The sequence below is a fragment of the Pseudomonas frederiksbergensis genome, assembly GCF_017114915.1.
Classification (GTDB): Bacteria; Pseudomonadota; Gammaproteobacteria; order Pseudomonadales; family Pseudomonadaceae; genus Aquipseudomonas; species Aquipseudomonas frederiksbergensis_I.
Window position 1 is genome coordinate 111,683 of sequence record NZ_JAAUOE010000008.1, and the last position, 19,233, is coordinate 130,915.

Genomic DNA, 19,233 nt, shown 5'->3' on the forward strand with positions numbered 1-19,233 from the left:
CTCTGCACGAATTTCCGAACCGTCTCGCGGTATAACGCATCGCCCCACGTTTGATTCTTTTCGCGTGGGGCGTTTTTTTATGTTGATCGCGCAGCCTTCAGTCCGCCAATTCCATCACCCGCCGATAAAACAACCACTCTTGCTCCAGCGCATGGGCCTGATTGCCGGCCTTGCGAAAGCCATGGCGTTCGTCGGCGTAGTAATGCACTTCGACCAGAATGCCGTTGTCCTGTAGCGCCTTGACCATGTCGCGGGTCTGTTGCGGCACCACCACGGCATCCAGTTCACCCTGAAAGAAGATCATCGGAACGCTGATGTTGTTCGCGTGCAGTAGCGGCGTGCGCGCGGCGTAGCGTTCAGCGTCCTGCACCGGGTCGCCGATCAACCAGTCCAGATAATCGCCTTCGAACTTGTGGGTGGCGCGGCCCAGCGCAACGGGATCGCTGACGCCGTACAGGCTGGCGCCCGCACGAAAGACCTTGTGAAAGGCCAGTGCGCACAGCGCGGTATACCCGCCGGCGCTGCCGCCACGGATAAATGCTTTATTGCCGTCGATCAGTCCGCGTTCGGCGAGGTAGGCCACCACCGCGCAGGCATCTTGCACATCCACGTCGCCCCAGCTCAAGTGCAGCGCCTGGCGATAAGCGCGGCCGTAGCCGCTGCTGCCTCGGTAATTGAGGTCGGCCACGGCGAAGCCGCGTTGTGCCCAATACTGGATCCGCGGGTCGAACATCGGGTAGCAGGCCGACGTCGGGCCGCCGTGAATGAACACCACCAATGGCGGCGGCGTGTCGCCGGTCATCGCCGGGTAGAAGAAACCGTGGGCCTCGCCCGAACCGCTCGGATAGCGCAGGGTTTGCGGGCGGCTGATCTGTTCAGCGGGCAATGGTGCCACACCGCCGGCCAGAACCTTGACCTGCCGGGCTTCACGGTCGATGGCAATCACCTCCGCCGACGTGAGCGGCGAAGCGGCGATGCAGTAGATGAACTGCTCATCCTGCGCGAGATGGCGGAAACGACTGTAGTCGCCGGTGAAGTCCTCACAGGAGCCATCGCCATGACAAAACCCCAGTCGACCAAAACCCTCTTCGGTCCAACTCGCCAGATAAGCGTTGTCGCTCAACGGCAACCAGGTGCAACCACCCAATTGCCAAGGCGCCGGTCCATGGTCGGCAGCAGCGCTGGGGAGTGGGCTCAGACCATTGGCCGACTCCACCCACGGCTGCCAGAACCCACCGCGATCCGTCAGACAAAACAGGCGGCCGCTGTCATCGAAGCGAGGTTGTTGCAGCGATTCCTGCGCGTCATCGCCGGCCACACAACGCGGCGGCGAAAAGGTGTGATCACTCTGGCGCTCGGCAACCATCAGGCGAGTCGCGGTCCAGGGCTGATCCGGGCGGTTCCACTCGATCCAGGCCAGGCGCCGACCGTCAGGACTCAGGGTCGGTGCGGCGTAGAAATCGGCGCCTTCGGCCAGCAGATGACGTTGGCCGTCAGCCAGATCGATCGCCACCAGGCGATGTCGATCACGGTTCTCTTCAACCGCCAGCACTTGCCCGTGGGCGAATTGCAGATCGCCGTAACGGCATTCACTTGAAGTCAGTACCTCAGGCGCCTCACCGGCCAGCGATTGTCGATACAGCTGCTGATCGGCCTCGTTGACGAAAACCAGCCCGTCATCGGTCAGACAAAACGCGCCGCCGCCATATTCGTACACCCGGCTGCGCACACTGAAGGTGGGCGGTGTCAGGCAACGAGCCTGGCCGTCGCGCCATTGCCAGATGCGACAGGCGGCATCCTCGGGGCGGTACTCGTTCCAGAACAGGCCATGCTCGCCGACCTGCAACTCGGCGAAGTCGATGCCGGCCGCGACGGCCCTGGCGGCGCTCAAGGGTTCAGCTTTTGGCGATGAGGTGTGAGTTTCGTTCATTGCGAAAGGCCAGTTGTTCGATGGTCTGGGTCGCGTGCTCGGCTTCTTCGCGGGCCTTGAGGATCACGCCATGATGTTGCGACTTGCTGCACACTGGGTCGGCATTGCTCGCGTCACCCGTGAGCATGAACGCCTGGCAACGGCAGCCGCCGAAGTCCTTTTCCTTCTCGTCGCAGGAACGGCATGGCTCGGGCATCCAGTCGTAACCGCGAAAGCGGTTGAAGCCGAACGAGTCGTACCAGATGTGCTGCATGCTGTGGTCGCGCACGTTGGGAAACTGCACCGGCAGCTGTCGGGCCCCGTGGCAGGGCAGGGCAGTCCCGTCCGGCGTGACCGTCAGAAAAATACTGCCCCAGCCGTTCATGCAGGCTTTCGGACGTTCTTCGTAATAGTCCGGCGTCACGAAAATCAGCTTGCAGGGATGCCCTTCGGCTTCCAGTTTTGCGCGGTATTCGTTGGTGATGCGTTCGGCGCGAACCAGTTGTTCCTTGGTCGGCAACAGGCCGACCCGATTGAGCTGCGCCCAACCGTAGAACTGGCACGTCGCAAGTTCGACGAAGTCCGCTTCCAGGGCAATGCACAGCTCGATGATCCGGTCGATCTTGTCGATGTTGTGCCGATGGGTGACGAAGTTCAGCACCATCGGGTAGCCATGCGCCTTCACCGCGCGAGCCATTTCAAGCTTTTGCGCGAAGGCCTTTTTTGAGCCGGCCAACAGGTTGTTCACCTGCTCGTCGCTGGCCTGGAAGCTGATCTGGATATGGTCCAGGCCGGCTTTCTTGAAATCGCTGATTTTCTGTTCGGTGAGGCCGATGCCGGAGGTGATCAGATTGGTGTAGAACCCTAGCTTGCGTGCCTCAGTGATCAACTCGGCGAGGTCCTGGCGCACCAGCGGCTCACCGCCGGAAAAACCCAACTGCGCCGCGCCCATCTCCCGCGCTTCGCGAAAGACTTTGATCCACTGCTCGGTGCTCAACTCCTTGCCTTGCTCGGCGAAATCCAACGGGTTGGAGCAATACGGGCATTGCAGCGGGCAGCGGTAGGTCAATTCGGCCAGCAGCCACAGCGGTAGGCCGATGTCGGGTTTGGCTGGCAACTTGCCTGACGCGGACTCAGGCAAGTTCGATCCAGTGCTGAGCACGGGCAACCTCCATGAATTGCTCGATGTCATCTCCGAGCTCGGGCACGCCGGGGAACTGCGTGTTCAATTCGGCGATGATCGCCGCGACATCCCGCTGGCCATCGATCAAGCCGCCAATCAGCGCAGCGCTGTCGTTAAGTTTGATCATGCCTTCGGGGTAGAGCAACACATGGCCTTTTTGCGCCGGTTCGTACTGGAAACGGTAGCCAGGGCGCCATGTCGGGGTTTTGCTGCGATCGAAACTCATAAGGTGATTCCTTTATGCCAGACCCGCTGTTCGGTCACGCTGTGGTACGGCGGGCGGTTCAGTTCGTAGGCCATGCTCATGGCATCGAGCATGCTCCAAAGAATGTCCAGTTTGAACTGGAGAATTTCCAGCATGCGCTCCTGGCCTTCTCGCGTGGTGTAGTGCTGCAACGTGATTGCCAGACCGTGCTCCACATCTCGGCGAGCCTGGCCCAGGCGCGTACGGAAATATTCGTAACCGGCCGGGTCGATCCACGGGTAATGCTGCGGCCAACTGTCGAGGCGCGATTGGTGGATCTGCGGCGCGAACAACTCGGTCAATGAGCTGCTGGCGGCTTCCTGCCAACGGGCCCGGCGGGCGAAGTTGACGTAGGCGTCGACGGCGAAACGCACGCCGGGCAGCACCAGCTCCTGGGAGCGCAACTGCTCCGGGTCGAGGCCGACCGCTTGTCCAAGACGCAGCCAGGCTTCGATGCCGCCGTCTTCGCCGGGGGCACCGTCGTGGTCGAGCAAGCGCTGAATCCACTCGCGACGGATCTCGCGGTCCGGGCAGTTGGCCAGGATCGCAGCGTCCTTGAGCGGGATGTTCACCTGATAGTAAAAGCGGTTGGCGACCCAACCCTGGATCTGCTCGCGGGTCGCCCGGCCTTCATACATCGCCACGTGATACGGGTGATAGATATGGTAGTAGGCGCCTTTGGCGCGCAGGGCCGCTTCGAATTCGGCGGGGGACATTGCGGTGTCAGTCATTGCGGTTCTCCGGGGGAACAACCGGTGGATTCTGGAGTGTCTGGTTTGACGTCTTCGCGGGCAAGCCCGCTCCTACAGGGATAGCGCTATCTCCGCAGGAGCGGGCTTGCCCGCGAAGGCGTCCGTTACAGCACAATACTCATGCCGTCATACGCCACTTCAACCTCGCGCCGAACCAGTTCCGCACGCTCCGGCGAATCCTCATCGAGAATCGGGTTGGTGTTGTTGATGTGGATAAGTACTTTGCGCTGCCTGGGCAGTTGTTCCAGTACTTCGAGCATGCCGCCGGGGCCATTCTGCGCCAGGTGGCCCATTTCCCGGCCCGTGCGGGTGCCGACGCCACGGCGCTGCATTTCGTCGTCGTCCCACATCGTACCGTCCACCAACAGGCAATCGCTGCTGGCCATGATCTTCAGCAGTGGCGCGTCGACCTTGCCCAGCCCCGGTGCGTAGAACAGTTTGCCGCCGGTGCTCAGGTCTTCGACGATCAGGCCGATGTTGTCGCCCGGATGCGGGTCGAAGCGGTGCGGCGAGTAGGGTGGTGCAGCGCTGCGCAGGGGCAGCGGGGTGAAGCGCAGGTTCGGGCAGGCCGGGACGGTAAAGCTCTGATCGAGTTCGATACGGTTCCAGTTCAACCCGCCATTCCAGTGAGTCAGCATGGTGAACAGCGGAAAACCGGTGCTCAGATCTTCGTGGACCATGTCGGTGCACCAGACCTGATGCGGGCAACCTTCGCGCAAGCTGAGCAGGCCGGTGGTGTGGTCGATCTGGCTGTCCATCAGGATGATTGCGCTGATGCCGGTATCACGCAGCGCGCGGCCCGGCTGCATCGGCGAGAAACTCTGGAGCTGGGCGCGGATGTCCGGCGAAGCATTGCACAGCACCCAGTTCACGCCGTCATCGGAAATCGCGATGGACGACTGGGTACGCGCCTCGGCCCGCAGGCTGCCGTCGCGAAAACCTGCGCAGTTCACGCAGTTGCAGTTCCACTGGGGGAAACCACCGCCGGCGGCGGAACCTAGAATCTGGACAAACATGGCCGCTCCATCATTGAAAACTGAAAATAAAAACGCCCCGGCGAGCCGAGGCGTAGCACTGCATTCTCTACCAGACGGTAGAGCTTAGCGGCTTGCGAAGTACATGGTGACTTCGAAGCCGATACGCAGGTCGGTGTAAGCAGGTTTGGACCAGGACATAGGAGCGCTCCTTCGGGTGGATGGGACAGTTGAGACCTATACATATAGTCCACCTCCAGTCGGAGATGTTCAGATAGTTAGGTGGCTATGTTACTCAAAATTACAGAGCGATTGCCTGAGAATCTTTGAGAAAGCTAATTGCAGCGCCGGTAATGATCATTTTGCCACTTGCCAAAGCGTCGTCGGGCAAGGTCCGCTGGCTAGACAGCGCCAGCCGCCTTCAACCCGATTCAGTCGTTGCGCTGCCGCCAGCAAGGCTTCGCGTTCGATCATTAGAATCGACTGAGGCAAGTGTTTCAGGTAATCCGACGAGTGGCCGGCCAGTTTGCCTTGCCAGATCAATTCGGCGGCCTGGGCGTTGGGCAAGGCAGCGCTGTCGAATTGATCGGCCAAGGCCTGGCGCTGAGTGATGAAGGTCATCTCCTCGATGCTTTCAATCGTCGTTTCGAACTCGCCGAGGAACTGTTCGATGTGCTGCAACAAGTCCAGAGGCGCGACGCTCGGCGATTGCACGCCGAACAGCAGCCCGGTCTGACCGTTTATCTGGCGCAATCCGCTGAATACGGCGTAACCCAGTTGCAGCTCCACCCGCAGGCGCTGATAGAACGGTGTCTGGCACAGGTGTGCGAGCAAACGCCAAGCGGCTTCATCGGCGATGTCTTGGGTCGCCGTCGGACAAAAGAGTAACAGCGCATGTTCACTGGAGCCGGTATCGACGGCATTCCAGAGATGCTGTGAGCCCATCGATAAGGGCGGCGTCGATTGATTGTCTGGCGTTCCTGGCACACGACTCAAGGCCAGTCCCATCGCCGCTTGCGTCTGGGCAGACAGGCCTGTCGCCAGACCATCCCAACGCGCGCTCGACCAGAGTTGCTGCAAGTCATCTGAGGTTCCGGTGTGCTCAAGGCATCGATCGGGCAGCGCCTTGAGCAACTGTCGAATGGGCATCAACGCAACGGGCGCCGGTTCTTCCTGTGAGAAACGGGCATCAGGTTTTGTCAGCGCTTTCAGTACACGTTCGAGGACGGCCGGCATTGGCTCCTGCAGCCCGGTCAATTTCAGCAGCCATTGATTGCCCGACGCACTGAAGGAAACGTCGACACCGGCCTGGCATGCGTCTTCGCGCAACGGCTGCAGGCTGTTTTCCAGATTCGACTGAAGACGGCTGTGAGGGGCGTATTCCAGGCGCCAGCGCAGATAAACCGCACCTTCATCGGTGTTATCCGGCAACGCCTGACTGAACTGCATGGGCGATCGTTCACGGCGACTGCGCGAGCGATCCTGGGCAAAGGTCCGCAGGCCGCGATGGGCGCTGGTCTGGCCGCGAATCAAGCCGGCATTCGCGGCTGGAGCCTCGGTACGCAAAAACGGGTTGGGGGTTGGCAGTTGCCACTGGCCGGTGAAGTTATCCACAGCGCCGATTTGTTTCAGGATTGCCTTGAGGGCAACAACGCCCTGTTCGGATAACCCGGGTTCAAGCTGCTCGCTGTCTCGTTGGGCCAGTTGTAAGGCACTGCTGACTTGCTGTTGGCGCTGCTGCAGGGCTGCATACTCTTCACGCAGCTCGGCCCAATCCTGACGGGAGGCAAAAAAGCCCAGCCAATCCAGAAGCTGTTCGCGAATCACGCTGCCCGGTTGCGTAGCATTGGCGGGCCGTGTGAACTCGATGTGCAGCAAGGCTTGCCCGGCATAGCGGTAGAGCGGCGCGGCTTTCAGGTTGTCCGCCAGCCTGGAGTCTCGCAGCTGCGCCAACAGGCCGCCGGGTTTTGCGGCGTTCAACCAATGGCACAGGAACGCCAGCGCTTCGGGCGATGAGCCGGGCAGCGCTTCGAAGGCGAACAGCAGATCCAGCCGACGTTCTCCAGCCTGTTGATAACTCTTGTCCGAAGAATTCATCAACAGGGTGGGCTTTGCCTGAGGGACTTTTTCACCGGCGGCAATGGCAACGGCAAACGCCTGCGCCATCCCTTTCAACTCATCGAGACTCTGTGGGCCGGCCAGGCTCAAGGTCATCTGCCCGGTCTGATAAAACTGCTGGTGGAAGTCCTTCAACGCTTGCTGAAACTCGGGCTGCGGAATCGGCAAGCTGTAACGGTTGCCGGCATGAAACGCCCGTAACGGGTGAGCCGCGGAGAGTCCATCGAACAGCGCGAATTGCTGCTGGGCTGTGGTATCCCGCGACCAGGCGACAAATTCGGCGTGCAGCACTTCCCGTTCCCGCCGCTGATCGTCCGGATTCATACGCGGATGGGCGAGCATGTCTGACAGACGCTCCAGCCCAGCGCTGAACGCCTGAGGCGGCAGTTCGAAAAAGAAGTCCGTCGTCCGTTCGCTGGTGCGCGCATTCACCTGCCCGCCATGACCTTGCACGTAGGCCATCAGCCCTTGCTCGGCGGGAAAGCGCTCTGTACCCAGGAACAGCAAATGCTCGAGAAAGTGCGCCAGCCCCGGCCAGGCCAATGGCACGTCGTGACTGCCGGCGGCGACTCGCAATGCCGCGGCGCAGCGTTTCAAACCGGGAGCATGACGCAGCGTCACCCGCAGACCGTTGGCCAGGGTTTCAGTGTGAAGGTGGGGGTGGTTCAGCGCAGGCATGAGCACTTCCAGAACAGGGAAGCGCTAATGCTAGCGGATAACGGTGGATCAGCGCTTGTTCAGCGCGTCGTAAAGCTCGGGACGGCGATCGAGGAAGTAGCGATTGGCGGCGCGGGAATCGATCATCAGCTGGCGATCCAGCTCACCGACAATCAACGCTTCATCAAGACCGGCCTGGGCGATGCGGCTGCCGTCCGGCGCGGCGATGCTGCTCTGGCCGCAATACTGGATCTCACCTTCGCTCCCGCAGTAGTTGGCGTAGGCCACATAACACTGGTTTTCGAAGGCCCGGGCGCGGACGGTGACGTCGGCGATGAAATCGTAGGGAATCATGTTCGCCGTCGGCACCAGGATCAGTTCGGCGCCGGCCAACGCCAGGCGCCGGGCGTTTTCCGGGAACTCCAGGTCGTAGCAGATCAAAAAGCCAAGCTTCCAGCCGTTGAGTTCAACCAACGGAAATTCATCCGGCCCGGGGCTGAACATCGAGTGATCGAGGTCGCCGAACAGATGAGTCTTGCGGTAGTTGCACAGCCGCTCGCCATTGGCGTCGATCAACTGCACGGCGTTGTAGATTTGCCCGTCTTCGGTGCGTTCCGGGTAGCCATACAAAATGGCGATCCCCGCCGACTTGGCAATGCGCGCGATGTGCTGCGCCGATTCACCGTTGTGCACCTCCGCCAGCACGCTGACGGCATCTATGCCGATGTTGTAGCCGGTCAGGAACATCTCCGGCAGCACCAGCAAATCCGCACCCTTGGCCTCCAGCGCCAGTTGATGCAGGCGTTGCAGGTTGCCTGGGACATCCAGGGGCCGCGGTGGACATTGGTAAAGGGCTACGCGCATTTCGGATTCCTCTTACTCGGGCAGGGCGATCGGACCGATCTCGTGGAACACATCGCCTGGCCCCGGGTTTTCGGCGTGAGTTTCACCGCCGAAGTGTTTCATGATGCCCCACACCGCGTTGAGCGAGGTCTGCACCGCGCCTTCGACCCAGGCCGGCGTCCATGAAACGTCGTCGCCGGCGATGAAAATCCCGCGCTGCTCGGGCGGCATGTCGTCCTGCATGAAGTGTGCGTACATGCGCTGGTTGTAGCGGTAGTGGCCGGGCAGCGCGCCTTTGAAGGCCCCGAGGAAATGCGGGTCGGCTTCCCACGACACGGTGATCGGATCGCCGATGATCCGCGCGGCGATGTCGACTTTCGGGTAGATCTTTTTCAATGCATCCAGCGCCAGTTTCACGCGTTTTTCCACAGGGTGCGGGAGCATTTTCAGCGCGTCGCTCATCCACGAGTACGACAGGCAAATCACCCCAGGCTTGTCGTCGCCGTTGTCGAACAAGTACGTGCCACGGGTCAGGCGATCGGTGAGGGTCATGCTCATCAGGTCGCGGCCGGTTTCCGGGTCCTTGTCCTTCCAGAATGGGCGATCGACCATCACGAAAGTCTTCGACGATTGCATGTAGCGGGTGCGGTCCAGGGCCATCCACATCTTTTGCGAGAACAGGGTTTCGTCGCATTCGATCTGGGTGGTCAGTAGCCAGCTCTGGCAAGTGGTCAGCACCGCTGCGTATTCGCGGGTATCGCCCCAGTTGTCGGTGACCGCAAAACGGCCGTCTGCCGCGTGGGCAATTTTCTTCACGCCGGCACGTGGCGCGCCATTGTGCAGGGAGCTGAGGCTGGTGCCTTCCGGCCAGTGCACGCAACGCTCCGGCACATGGCGCCAGATGCCCTGGGGCACTTGTTCCACGCCACCGACCACCAAGTGCTGGTGATCGTCGCAGTTGGTCATTACCACGCGGAAGATTTCCAGCATCGAGTTGGGGAAGTCCGAGTCCCAGCCGCCGGTGCCGAAACCGACCTGGCCGAACACTTCGCGGTGATGGAATGACAGTTTGGCGAAGGCTTTGGAGGTGGCGACGAAGTCGTAGAACGTGCGGTCGTCCCACAGCGGTACGAGCGTGTTCCACAATTCCTTGAGGCGCGGTACGTCGCGGTCGCGGATCGCTTGCTGGATATCGGAAAATTGCGAACCCGTTTCCAGGGCATCGGCCCAGGCGTCAGCGACTTCCTGGAACAGTGCAGGAAGATCCGCCAGTTTCTGTGCGTAATGGGTTTTGCCTTCCAGATCGATCACCGTGCTGCCCGACGCGGGTGTCAGCGGGTTCGGGAAAGGCTTGGTCTCGAGGCCGAGCTTGTCGACATAGTGATAAAACGCGGTGGAGGACACCGGGAAGCGCATGCCGCCGAGTTCGGCGATGATGCCTTCTGCGCCGTTGAACGCCTGGGAGCGCAGACGACCGCCCATCTTCGAGGCTTCGTAGACGACGGGTTTGAGGCCCAGCTTCATCAACTCGTAGGCGGCCACCAGACCGGCGATACCAGCCCCGACAATCGCCACTTCGGCGCCGTGATTATGCGCCGGAATGCTGCCCAGTCCGGCCGGGTGCTCGATCCAGTCGTCAAAGGCGAAAGGAAAGTCCGGGCCGAAAATAGTGACTGGTTTTTTACCGTCTGCAGGATGGCGATTGTTCTTGTTCATGGCTGACCCTTGCTGGCGACCCGACGCAGGATGCGCGTCTGAGTATAGGAAAAGATGGTCGCCATTCTAGAGAGCGTAGAGCACGTTAATAAGACGCAAAGTGTCGTCGTTTTGCTAATTGTTTAATCAATATGACGATGCCTCGCTACATACTGTAGGAACGAGGCTTGCCCGCGAAGAGGCCCGACCAGACACCGAAGACCTACCGGGTGAAACTCAAACCGGCTGCCCCCGATCAATCTTGCTGCTCAAGATGATCGACGTCGTCGTCTTCTCCACCCCATCCACACTGCCGATCTGATCCAGCAACTGATCCAGCTGTTCCGGCGAGTCGGTGCGCAACCACGCCACATAATCAAACTCGCCACTCACCGCACACAGCTGCTGCACCTGAGCCATGGCGCTGAGCCGGCGCAGCACTTCCTTGCCAGACCTCGGTTGCACCGTAATCCCGACGTAAGCCTGCAATCCTCCGTCGATCACGCGCTGACCCAAGCGCACACCATAACCGGTGATCACCTTGGCCTTTTCCAGCCGCGCCAGGCGCGACGTGACGGTGGTGCGGGCGATCCCCAGTTGGCGGGCGAGCATGGCCACACTTTCACGGGCATTGATCTGCAAGGCCGCAATCAATTGGCGGTCGATTTCGTCGAGAACGGACGGGCGAGTGTCAGGCAAAGGGGCATCTCCAGCGGGACAGAGCAATGGGCAGGCATATTACAGGCAGTCCATGCCCTCAACGGGTTAATTGGATGGACACAAATTGTCACTCGTAGTCGAATGCGTAACCAGGGGCTGCGAAGCGAGGGGATGAAATGAAGGGTATGCCTGCGGCTCTGCGCGACTATGCATTGCAGATTGCCAATCACGAAATGGGGCATTACGTCGTAGCCCGAGCCCTGGGTTTTGAAACAGGTGATGTGACCCTGAAAGTTACCATGGGCCTGACGCACCATGGCGGGGCCTCCATTACCTTGACGCGGTCAATTTCGTCGATCGAAGCCATGAAGGAACATTTGGCAGCCCGGATGATGGTCCTCTTCGCCGGAGCGATGGCGCAGACCTTGCCTTCAAAGCACTCGCCCGAGAAACGCGTCGATAAGTCGAAAGCGGCCGCCATCCTGAACGGAGAGTTTGGAGCGGAACAGGATCACGCAAAAATAAGAGAATTGCGGTATTTGCTTCGAAATATCACCTGTCCCAATACGGATCCAGCGTCGTCCGACAGCATCATTGCTGAGCTGACAGACATTAATGATCGCTTGTGGTTGCGCACTCAAAAAATCGTAGAGGAATTGGCCGATACGATTACTGGATTGGCAGGGTTTCTGGTAGAGCGCATGGTCATTGTGGAGCAGTGGGGGCGGCCGGCGGATACGTATGAGGTCGTGTTGACGGGTGAAATGCTTGAGCGGCTGGGGCCGGTGCAGGCCATTCCAGCGTTAAGTGTTTGGGCGTAAACATCCAGGACGCCACCAGATGTAGTCCGGGCAGGTCGCAGTGTAAGCACCTTCACCACATCATCAATCACCGCTTAGCTTATCGCCGTCAGATGAGACTACTGAGCGTAGTTCTGCGCGAAGGCGGTAATTGCCTGCGTAGCCTGGAAGTCGACCAACTGCAGGCCGCGCTCCTGAATGCTGGTCTTGGCAAGCTGCACCGCTTTACGGTGGCGGGCTGATTCATTCTCGGCGGGAGTGCTGACAGGGATTAGTACGTTTTTTAGTTGAATAATCCCTTCTTGTTCGGCGCGTACGAACTTCATCAGCCACTGGTCGCAGTGGTCGAGTATCGCGCTTGGCTCGGCCTGATCAAAAGCCAATGGTTTGATAGCGGCCACTACCTCGTTTCGGTGAACCAAGGGCAGGTGCAGTTTGGTCAGGTCGCCAATCAGGGTGTCATCGCGGAAATTGCGGATCGATGCTTCCGAGAACATGGTTCGAATTTCTCGAACCATGAGCTCTTCGCGACGATCATGCCCTATACCTTGGCGTTCGATATAGCGGCTATATAGCGTTCCGAGGGCCGCGTCGAAGTTTTCCACCAATATCGAGCGCATGGGGCTGAAGCGAATCAGTGACTCCTTCGGCTCGGTCAGGAAACGAAAGTGGTTAACGATCTGCGACTCTTGGGCTTCTGTTGTCATGAGGCGAACGTTATCCAATTCGTTCTGGGCTTTTTGCTGTCTCTCAAACGGATTTGTCCGCGTTAGTATTTCTAGGATATGGCTTGCCTTGGTGCATCTCACCGCTTAATTAACAGCTATTCTTCGGACTCCGTCGCCGTCCGGGCAGGTCGCGGTGTCAGCACCTTCACCACATCATCAATCACCGCTTTGCTCATCGCCGTCAGGTAGTGTGCGGCCCAGGCGTGGCGGTCGGTGTCTTTTGCGTAGGCAGCGTCCTCGGCAAATGATTTGGCGAGGGATAGCAGGTCGGATGCCTGTGCCAATGCGTTGACGATAGGTACGCCAGCACTGACGTGGAACAGTGGCTGATCCGAGCAATAGGTAAAAGGCGTGAAGCCGATGGTTTTCAGTTCGGAAGCTGCGGGTGAATCTGTTTTGTTCATGATGTAACTCCTAATTTGAGGAGCTGTCACGTTCGTTTCCAAGCGAATGGGTGGCAGCTGTGCGCAGGTTGGAAAACCGGGAAATTAGGAAACCGGCACGCCCGAAGACGTCCCGCGCACAGCCGCCATAACTCAAAAGTGCAAGCTAAAAAACGTTTGCAATCGTGAAGAGGGGCGCTGTTGCGACTAATTTCGACGGGTTTCCAAGCCCGGTCGCTGATTGGCAGCGACGTCCGGAGAGTATCCCGTCGAAGAAAAGCCCAACAAGGCGGCAAAGTGCCCAAATGCGCCCATTACGTAATTCTCGGAGTTTGCCTACAACCTTGGCGGACGTCATCCGATAACCCGCCGTCCGCGCAAAATATAACCTAGACGACAGACAGTAAAAAACGACGCGCGACCCGCCTCGGAGCCGCGCACAAGGCGCGACCTGATCCCCGACAGGAAGACGTTGTATGTCCACACCTCCCACGACTCAAGCCAGCATCGAGCAGTTGCACCGAGACGTGGCCGCTTTGGCTGAAGACATGCGTAGCCCAGCCCCCACTGCGACCCGAGCGATACTACTGCCGTTCGGGCTCGGCGCCGCGCTGGCCCTGGTGACTTTTGCCGTCGTCGCCTTGGTGGCTCAACTGGTCTAAATCCTAAGGCCAAACGTCAATCTCAGAAAACGAAAAAGCCGCGCATTAGCGCGGCTTTCTTGTTTGGTGGGCCCACACGGACTTGAACCGTGGACCAAAGGATTATGAGTTGCCGGGCGAGCAGATAAGCCTAGAGAAAGCGTTCGTAGGTGAACGTAGGTTGGCATAGCTGGAGGCCCCGTAATACGTGGTGTTAAGCGTAATTTTGAGAAGGTTGCTCAAGCTGAGTACTGTACCGTGGTCGTACTGATTTTGCAGCCAACCTACGTTAGGAGTTACCAGTATGTTCTAAGTAACCCCCAATCCGCCGGCAAGGTCCAACGCTAAGATCATCGATCAACGCGCTGTTGATCGACTGTTGTCCCATATGATTTTGGGTCAGAGACGGCACCGAGAAATCGTGCCAGGGCTTCAGTCCCCCTCCGTGAACCGCCGCCGCGTCAGGAAAAGCACCACGCCCAGCGGCACGGCCAGCAGTGCTAGCAGTTCCAGGTCAAAGCCCAGCACCTGCTGCTCACCAACCTTGAAGATGCTGACCAAGCCCGTTGCCAGCAGCGTCAAACCCAGCCACTTGCGCAGCGGGTATGGTTTCAGAAACTGAACGAGGATCGCGCCCAGCACCAGAAGGACGACAGTTTGCATGATGTAGGGCATGCGCAGTTCCTCAGACCTTGATGACCAGCGTCACGACAGAGCGCTGTGGGCCAATCCCGCCATGGACCTCTCCCTCGATGCTGACCAGCACGTCACCTGCATGCAGGTTCGGCAGGGCCCCTTTGAGGTACCAGTTGACACCTGTCGTCACGACTGCACCTGAAGCCCAGCCAATGAGCGGCCCGCCCAACGTACCTACCCTCCCGGCAACGCCACCTGAGGCCGCAGCAATTCCCTTGGCGACGTTGCCGCGCATAGTATTGATAGCATCGGCCTGCTGCCGGGTGAGGGGATTGGAAATGCAAACTGTCAGCAGGCATGGCAGGTTTCGAGCCTGCATTCGGTCGTACATATCGACGACCATGCTGTTGACTTGGTAATGGGCGCGTTTCGCTTCGCCAAAGTGCAGCTCGCGCAGGCGACCTCGGTCGCTTTCCATGAGGGTGATTTGAGACAGATTGAAGACGATCCCTTCCTCGGACCTGTACTGCGTAGTCTTCTCGAACTTCATGCGCGTATCCATTCGTGCAAAAAGACGATGATTTTCTACAAGCGGTGACTAAGATGCAAACGGTCTTTGATGTGAGGCCCCGGGGAATTTGACGTCTGCACGGGTCTCATCGCCAGCTACCGCACCCCCGCAAGGTCAGTTTTCGGTCAGCGGCAACAGCGACGGCTCATTCGGCGTCCGAAAGTGTGCTGTGGGACCTGAAGCAAGAGAACAATAGCTTCGACCTAGATTCGGCTTACGATCAGTATGATCGTGCTCGGGAGATGTCAGCTGCGTTGGAGCTGGGCACTATGCTGGGACGGTACTCCTTCGCGGTGCCGGATGAGGTTGCACGCGGTGAGTTGCGGCTGTTGCGCAATCCAGAGGATGACCTGTAGGCCAAGGCACCTCCTTGAAGCGCCTTGGCGGCTGGCGAACCAGAATTGTACCCTTGGACCATAGGACGGTATCTGTGGTGGACCAGCCAGAAACACGAAAGCCGCGCAATGCGCGGCTTTGAGTATGGTGGGCCCACACGGACTTGAACCGTGGACCAAAGGATTATGAGTCCTCTGCTCTAACCAACTGAGCTATAGGCCCTCAGTAGGCCGCGGATTATAGCGACGGTTTCTCGGCTGTGCTATCCGAAAAATCCGATATGGCTATACGAAGAAACGTCGCGGCGAATTCGTCGGGGGGAAGTGGCGGGCTGACGATGTAGCCCTGGATCTGTTCGCAGCCTTCGGTGGTAAGGAATTGTTGCTGGGCCAGGGTTTCGACGCCCTCGGCGATGACAGTGAATTGCATGCTGCGGCCCAGGGCGATGATTGCGCGAACGATGGCGGCGTCGTGCGGGTCGTCCGGCAGGCCGCGGACGAAGGATTGGTCGATCTTGAGGATGTCCAGCGGCAGGCGTTTGAGGTAGCTCAGGGACGAATAACCGGTGCCGAAATCGTCGATCGCCAGTTGCACGCCCAGGCGTTTGAGTTGGTGCAGCACCGCGAGTGCTTCTTCGGCCTGGCTCATGATGAAGTTTTCGGTAATCTCCAGTTGCAGAAGACCGGGCTCGAGGCGGTTGTCCTTGAGCAATTGCTCGATTCGGCCGAGCAGGTTCGGTTGGCGCAGTTGAGCGCCTGCGAGGTTGACCGAGAGTGGGCCCAGGCACTCATAGACCTGATTCCACTCGTACATCTGTCGGCAGGCGGTCTCCAGGACCCAATCGCCGATTTGCAGGATCATGCCGTTTTCTTCGGCCAGGGGAATGAAGTGTTCGGGTGGCACATCGCCGAAGGTCGGGTGATGCCAGCGAATCAGCGCTTCAGCGCCGACCAGTCGATGATCGTCGAGACTGAGCTTGGGCTGGTAGTACAAAAACAGCTCATTGCGCTCGATGGCGCGTCGCAGTTCATGCTCCAGCGCCACGCGTTCGCTGGCCTGGGCGGTGAGGTCGCGGGTGTAGCTTTCAACCCGGTTACGGCCCTTGGCCTTGGAGCGATACATCGCGGCATCGGCGTTCTTGACCAGTGTGGCGACGTCGCAGCCGTCCCGGGGATACAGACTGGTGCCGATGCTGGCGCTGATGAAAAACTCGTGCTCGCCGGCCTGGAAAGAGGCGCTGAAGCAATTGAGCAGCTTGGCGGCAATGTTGTCGGCATCGCTGGCCTGTTGCAGGCCGGGGAGCAGGATGATGAATTCGTCGCCGCCCAGCCGCGCCACGGTGTCGATATCGCGCAGCTGCTCCTTGAGGCGCACGGCGATGCCTTTGAGCAGCAGGTCGCCGACCGGATGGCCGAGGCTGTCATTGATGTGTTTGAAGCGGTCCAGGTCCAGGAACAGTACCGCGCCCTGGCCACCGTTTTCCTGCTGGTTGTTCAGCGCGGTCAGCAGTCGGCTTTCGAACAGCGTGCGGTTTGGCAGACCGGTCAGCGGGTCGTGGTGCGCCTGATAGTCGAGTTTGGCCTGCGCGTGCTTGAGGCTGGAAATGTCTGCGAACACCGCGACAAAGTGGGTGATGAGTTTGTCCCGGTTGCGCACCGCGCTGATGGTCAGCCAGCTCGGATAGAGCTCGCCATTCTTGCGTCGGTTGGAAATCTCGCCTTGCCAATGACCTTCAGCGGTCAGTTGATGCCACATCGCCGCATAGAATGCGCTGTCGTGCAGGCCCGAGGCGAGCAGGCGAGGGGTGTGGCCCAGTGCTTCGGTCTCGCTGTAGCCGGTGATTTCGGTGAAGGCACGATTGACCGCGCTGATGTGCTGTTGCGTGTCGGTAATCAACACCCCCTCGGCGGTGCTCTCGAACACCGTGGCGGCCTGTTGCAGCTTCTCCTGCATCAGGTGTCGTTCGGTAATGTCCCGGGCGATCGTCAACATGCAGTCTTCATCGCCGATGGGCAGTGGCCGGCTTGAAACCTCGCAGAGCCGGATCTGCCCGTCCTTGCGGCGGATGTGGCAACTGAAGTCGCGGACGAAACCATCCCGGTGCAGCAACTCGAGCATCTGTTTACGCTCGTTGAGATTGACCCATATTCCCAGGTCCAGGGCCGACCGATCCACGGACATCGCGCTGTTAAAGCCGGTAAGACGGCTGAAGCCTTCGTTGACCTCCAACAGCAAGCCATCGCTTTGCCGGGACAGCAACAAGCCGTCGGGGGAGGCATGGAAGGCCTTGGCGAATTTTTCTTCGGAGGTTTGCAGCTGTTGCTGGGTTTCCTTGAGCTGACTGATGTCCCGCACGACCACCACCAGGGCCGGGGTCGTATCGAGATCGAAAGGCTCGGCGGAAATCAGGCCGGTAAACACCTGGCCATTGCTGCGGCGAAAGGGCATCTCCAGGTTGCGGATACTGCCGGCTTGCAAGCGCTGTAACAAACCCGGCCCCACGCCGGGAACGCCCCAGATGTTCAGGTCGGTGGCGGTCTGGCCTATGACTTCTTCGGCCTTGAGGCCGATCTGTTCCTCGAACGCTTCGTTGACTTCCAGCAGGCAACCGTCGGAAAGCCGCGCGATTACCAGAATATCCGGGCATTGCTGGAACACCGAGGCGAACTTCTGTTCCGACAGACGCAGTGCCTCTTCGGTGCGTTTGGCTTCGCTGATGTCGATCATCAACCCGCGCAGTACCGGTTCATGGCCGTGCTCGATCAGGCTGACGAGATCGCGCACCCACAAACAGCGGCCGTCAGCAGTGATGACCCGGTATTCGACGCTGTGATCGCGCCCGGCCGCCACTTCACGGTCGCAGAATGACTGGGCTCGAGTCAGGTCCGCGGGGTGGATGATGTTGCGCCAGAAGCCCGGAATCAGCCAATGGGACAGGGGATAACCGAGGAGTTCCTCGGCATGGGGTGACACGTAGCTGTAGGTGTAATCGCTGATCTGCGCTTCCCACGCGATGGCTGAAAGACTCTCCACCAGCCCGCGGTAATGGTATTCGCTGCTGCGCAGTTCTTGTTCCAGATCGACCCGGCGGGCAATTTCCGAGCTCAGTCGGCGGTTGATCCGGATAACCACGGCCAGCACGATCATCAGAAACAGCAATCCAGGCAGGCCATACATCAACACGTCGTACCAGATGGTCCGATGATCCAGGACGTTACCGACCCAATGCTCCTGGATAGCACTGATTTCACTTGGGGTCATGTCTGCCAGGACCTTGTCCAGGATACTGACCAGCAACTTGTTGTTCGGGGGCACGGCCATCGCCAATTGGTAGCGATAGGGGGTTTCACCGCTGACGTAGAGTCCGTCGAGCTTGAGCTGGCGCAGGCTCCAGACGCTGGAGGCGAGATCGCCCACTACGGCGTCCACGGCATCGGTGGCGAGCGCCTGCAGTGCCGAGCTGACGTTGGGCATCGCCACCAGATTCAGGTCGGGATGGCGGGTGCGCAGCAGTTCATGGGGGGCGTAGTTTTCCACCACGGCGATTTTCAGCCCGTACAGGTCTTCGAGTTTGCGCGGTTGGGGGCCTCCGACGTGGGCCAGAATGACAATCGGAAAGTCGAGGTAGGGGCGGGTGAACGACAGGTACGTCTGGCGCTCGGGGGTCGACATGATACCCGGCAAGATATCTAGCTTGCCTTGTCTGGCCTGCTGCAGGACTTCGGTCCAGCTGACCGGTTCGATAGGTGTGAGCTTGATGGCCAGCCGTTGCCGGATGACGTTGATATAGTCCGCTGCCAGGCCCTGATAACGCCCATGATCATCGCGAAACTCGAATGGCGGCCAGGACGCGTCGACGCCCAGGCGCAATTCCGGGTGAGCCGTCAACCAACTACGTTCTTCGTCGGTCAGAGTCAGCGCGCCAGCCGTTGCGGTCCAGGTCATCAGCGACAGCAAAAAAAGCACGGTCTGCCATCTGGGCATAACGGTCTCGTTATGGCTTGGGGGAATGTTTCGAGTGTAGACGGGCTATTCGGCGGGGGGGACGTGCGGGGCATTTAATCTGCATAAAGCAAAACCCCCGGCCTGAGCCGGGGGTTTTG

General features: G+C 59.6%; 17 protein-coding genes and 1 tRNA gene. 2 read left to right on the forward strand and 16 right to left on the reverse strand.

Annotation, left to right across the window (positions count from 1 at the left end; translation table 11 throughout):
• Positions 1-97 precede the first annotated feature (97 nt).
• The 10 genes from HCU66_RS08755 to HCU66_RS08800 all read right to left on the reverse strand — a co-directional run bounded on the left by HCU66_RS08755 (position 98) and on the right by HCU66_RS08800 (position 11,074).
• Positions 98-1,930, reverse strand: coding sequence for a S9 family peptidase (locus HCU66_RS08755; RefSeq protein ID WP_205888104.1), 1,833 nt, complete (start codon positions 1,928-1,930; stop codon positions 98-100).
• Positions 1,896-3,071: a pyrroloquinoline quinone biosynthesis protein PqqE gene (gene pqqE, locus HCU66_RS08760; RefSeq protein ID WP_420908048.1), complete on the reverse strand. Its 1,176-nt coding sequence runs from the start codon at positions 3,069-3,071 to the stop codon at positions 1,896-1,898. The genes HCU66_RS08755 and pqqE overlap by 35 nt, the downstream gene beginning before the upstream one ends.
• Positions 3,043-3,318, reverse strand: coding sequence for a pyrroloquinoline quinone biosynthesis peptide chaperone PqqD (gene pqqD / locus HCU66_RS08765; RefSeq protein ID WP_205888105.1), 276 nt, complete (start codon positions 3,316-3,318; stop codon positions 3,043-3,045). Before pqqD ends, pqqE begins: the two co-directional genes overlap by 29 nt.
• A complete protein-coding gene (gene pqqC / locus HCU66_RS08770; protein WP_205888106.1) occupies positions 3,315-4,067 on the reverse strand; it encodes a pyrroloquinoline-quinone synthase PqqC in 753 nt (250 codons plus the stop codon). Before pqqC ends, pqqD begins: the two co-directional genes overlap by 4 nt.
• Positions 4,068-4,192: 125 nt before the next feature.
• Positions 4,193-5,104 carry a pyrroloquinoline quinone biosynthesis protein PqqB gene (pqqB, locus tag HCU66_RS08775; RefSeq protein WP_205888107.1) on the reverse strand — a complete coding sequence of 304 codons (912 nt, stop codon included), beginning with the start codon at positions 5,102-5,104 and terminating at the stop codon, positions 4,193-4,195.
• Positions 5,105-5,188: 84 nt separating this feature from the next.
• Complete coding sequence (gene pqqA, locus HCU66_RS08780) at positions 5,189-5,263, reverse strand: pyrroloquinoline quinone precursor peptide PqqA (RefSeq protein WP_009045898.1); 75 nt, start codon at positions 5,261-5,263, stop codon at positions 5,189-5,191.
• A 156-nt stretch (positions 5,264-5,419) separates the two neighbouring features.
• On the reverse strand, positions 5,420-7,858 hold the full coding sequence (gene pqqF / locus HCU66_RS08785; protein ID WP_205888108.1) for a pyrroloquinoline quinone biosynthesis protein PqqF: 2,439 nt from the start codon (positions 7,856-7,858) through the stop codon (positions 5,420-5,422).
• 48 nt (positions 7,859-7,906) lie between these two features.
• Positions 7,907-8,701: a carbon-nitrogen hydrolase family protein gene (locus HCU66_RS08790; RefSeq protein WP_205888109.1), complete on the reverse strand. Its 795-nt coding sequence runs from the start codon at positions 8,699-8,701 to the stop codon at positions 7,907-7,909.
• A gap of 12 nt (positions 8,702-8,713) precedes the next feature.
• The gene (locus HCU66_RS08795) at positions 8,714-10,396 is read right to left on the reverse strand and encodes a flavin monoamine oxidase family protein (protein ID WP_205888110.1); all 1,683 of its coding nucleotides are present in this window, start codon (positions 10,394-10,396) and stop codon (positions 8,714-8,716) included.
• A gap of 216 nt (positions 10,397-10,612) precedes the next feature.
• Entirely contained in the window at positions 10,613-11,074 is a 462-nt protein-coding gene (locus tag HCU66_RS08800; protein ID WP_205888111.1) for an Lrp/AsnC family transcriptional regulator, read from the reverse strand.
• Positions 11,075-11,211: 137 nt separating this feature from the next.
• Here HCU66_RS08800 and HCU66_RS08805 point away from each other — a divergent pair, with 137 nt between their 5' ends.
• Positions 11,212-11,856 (forward strand): peptidase M41, encoded by a 645-nt coding sequence (locus HCU66_RS08805; RefSeq protein ID WP_205888112.1) that lies wholly within the window; start codon positions 11,212-11,214, stop codon positions 11,854-11,856.
• A 98-nt stretch (positions 11,857-11,954) separates the two neighbouring features.
• Here HCU66_RS08805 and HCU66_RS08810 read toward each other — a convergent pair whose 3' ends face one another.
• Together HCU66_RS08810 and HCU66_RS08815 are read right to left on the reverse strand one after the other, a co-directional pair.
• A complete protein-coding gene (locus HCU66_RS08810) occupies positions 11,955-12,542 on the reverse strand; it encodes a DUF3037 domain-containing protein (protein ID WP_241015419.1) in 588 nt (195 codons plus the stop codon).
• A gap of 116 nt (positions 12,543-12,658) precedes the next feature.
• Positions 12,659-12,967, reverse strand: a complete 309-nt coding sequence (locus tag HCU66_RS08815; protein WP_205888113.1) for a DUF3077 domain-containing protein — start codon at positions 12,965-12,967, stop codon at positions 12,659-12,661.
• A 455-nt stretch (positions 12,968-13,422) separates the two neighbouring features.
• Here HCU66_RS08815 and HCU66_RS08820 point away from each other — a divergent pair, with 455 nt between their 5' ends.
• Positions 13,423-13,608 (forward strand): hypothetical protein, encoded by a 186-nt coding sequence (locus HCU66_RS08820; protein WP_205888114.1) that lies wholly within the window; start codon positions 13,423-13,425, stop codon positions 13,606-13,608.
• 411 nt (positions 13,609-14,019) lie between these two features.
• On the opposite strand, the gene HCU66_RS08825 is transcribed toward HCU66_RS08820, so the two are convergent.
• The 4 genes from HCU66_RS08825 to HCU66_RS08840 form a co-directional block, all read right to left on the reverse strand.
• The gene (locus HCU66_RS08825) at positions 14,020-14,262 is read right to left on the reverse strand and encodes a hypothetical protein (RefSeq protein ID WP_205888115.1); all 243 of its coding nucleotides are present in this window, start codon (positions 14,260-14,262) and stop codon (positions 14,020-14,022) included.
• Positions 14,263-14,272: 10 nt separating this feature from the next.
• A complete protein-coding gene (locus tag HCU66_RS08830) occupies positions 14,273-14,773 on the reverse strand; it encodes a hypothetical protein (protein ID WP_205888116.1) in 501 nt (166 codons plus the stop codon).
• A 502-nt stretch (positions 14,774-15,275) separates the two neighbouring features.
• Positions 15,276-15,352: transfer RNA gene (locus tag HCU66_RS08835), tRNA-Ile, on the reverse strand.
• A gap of 15 nt (positions 15,353-15,367) precedes the next feature.
• Positions 15,368-19,114 (reverse strand): bifunctional diguanylate cyclase/phosphodiesterase, encoded by a 3,747-nt coding sequence (locus tag HCU66_RS08840; protein ID WP_205888117.1) that lies wholly within the window; start codon positions 19,112-19,114, stop codon positions 15,368-15,370.
• Positions 19,115-19,233 lie beyond the last annotated feature (119 nt).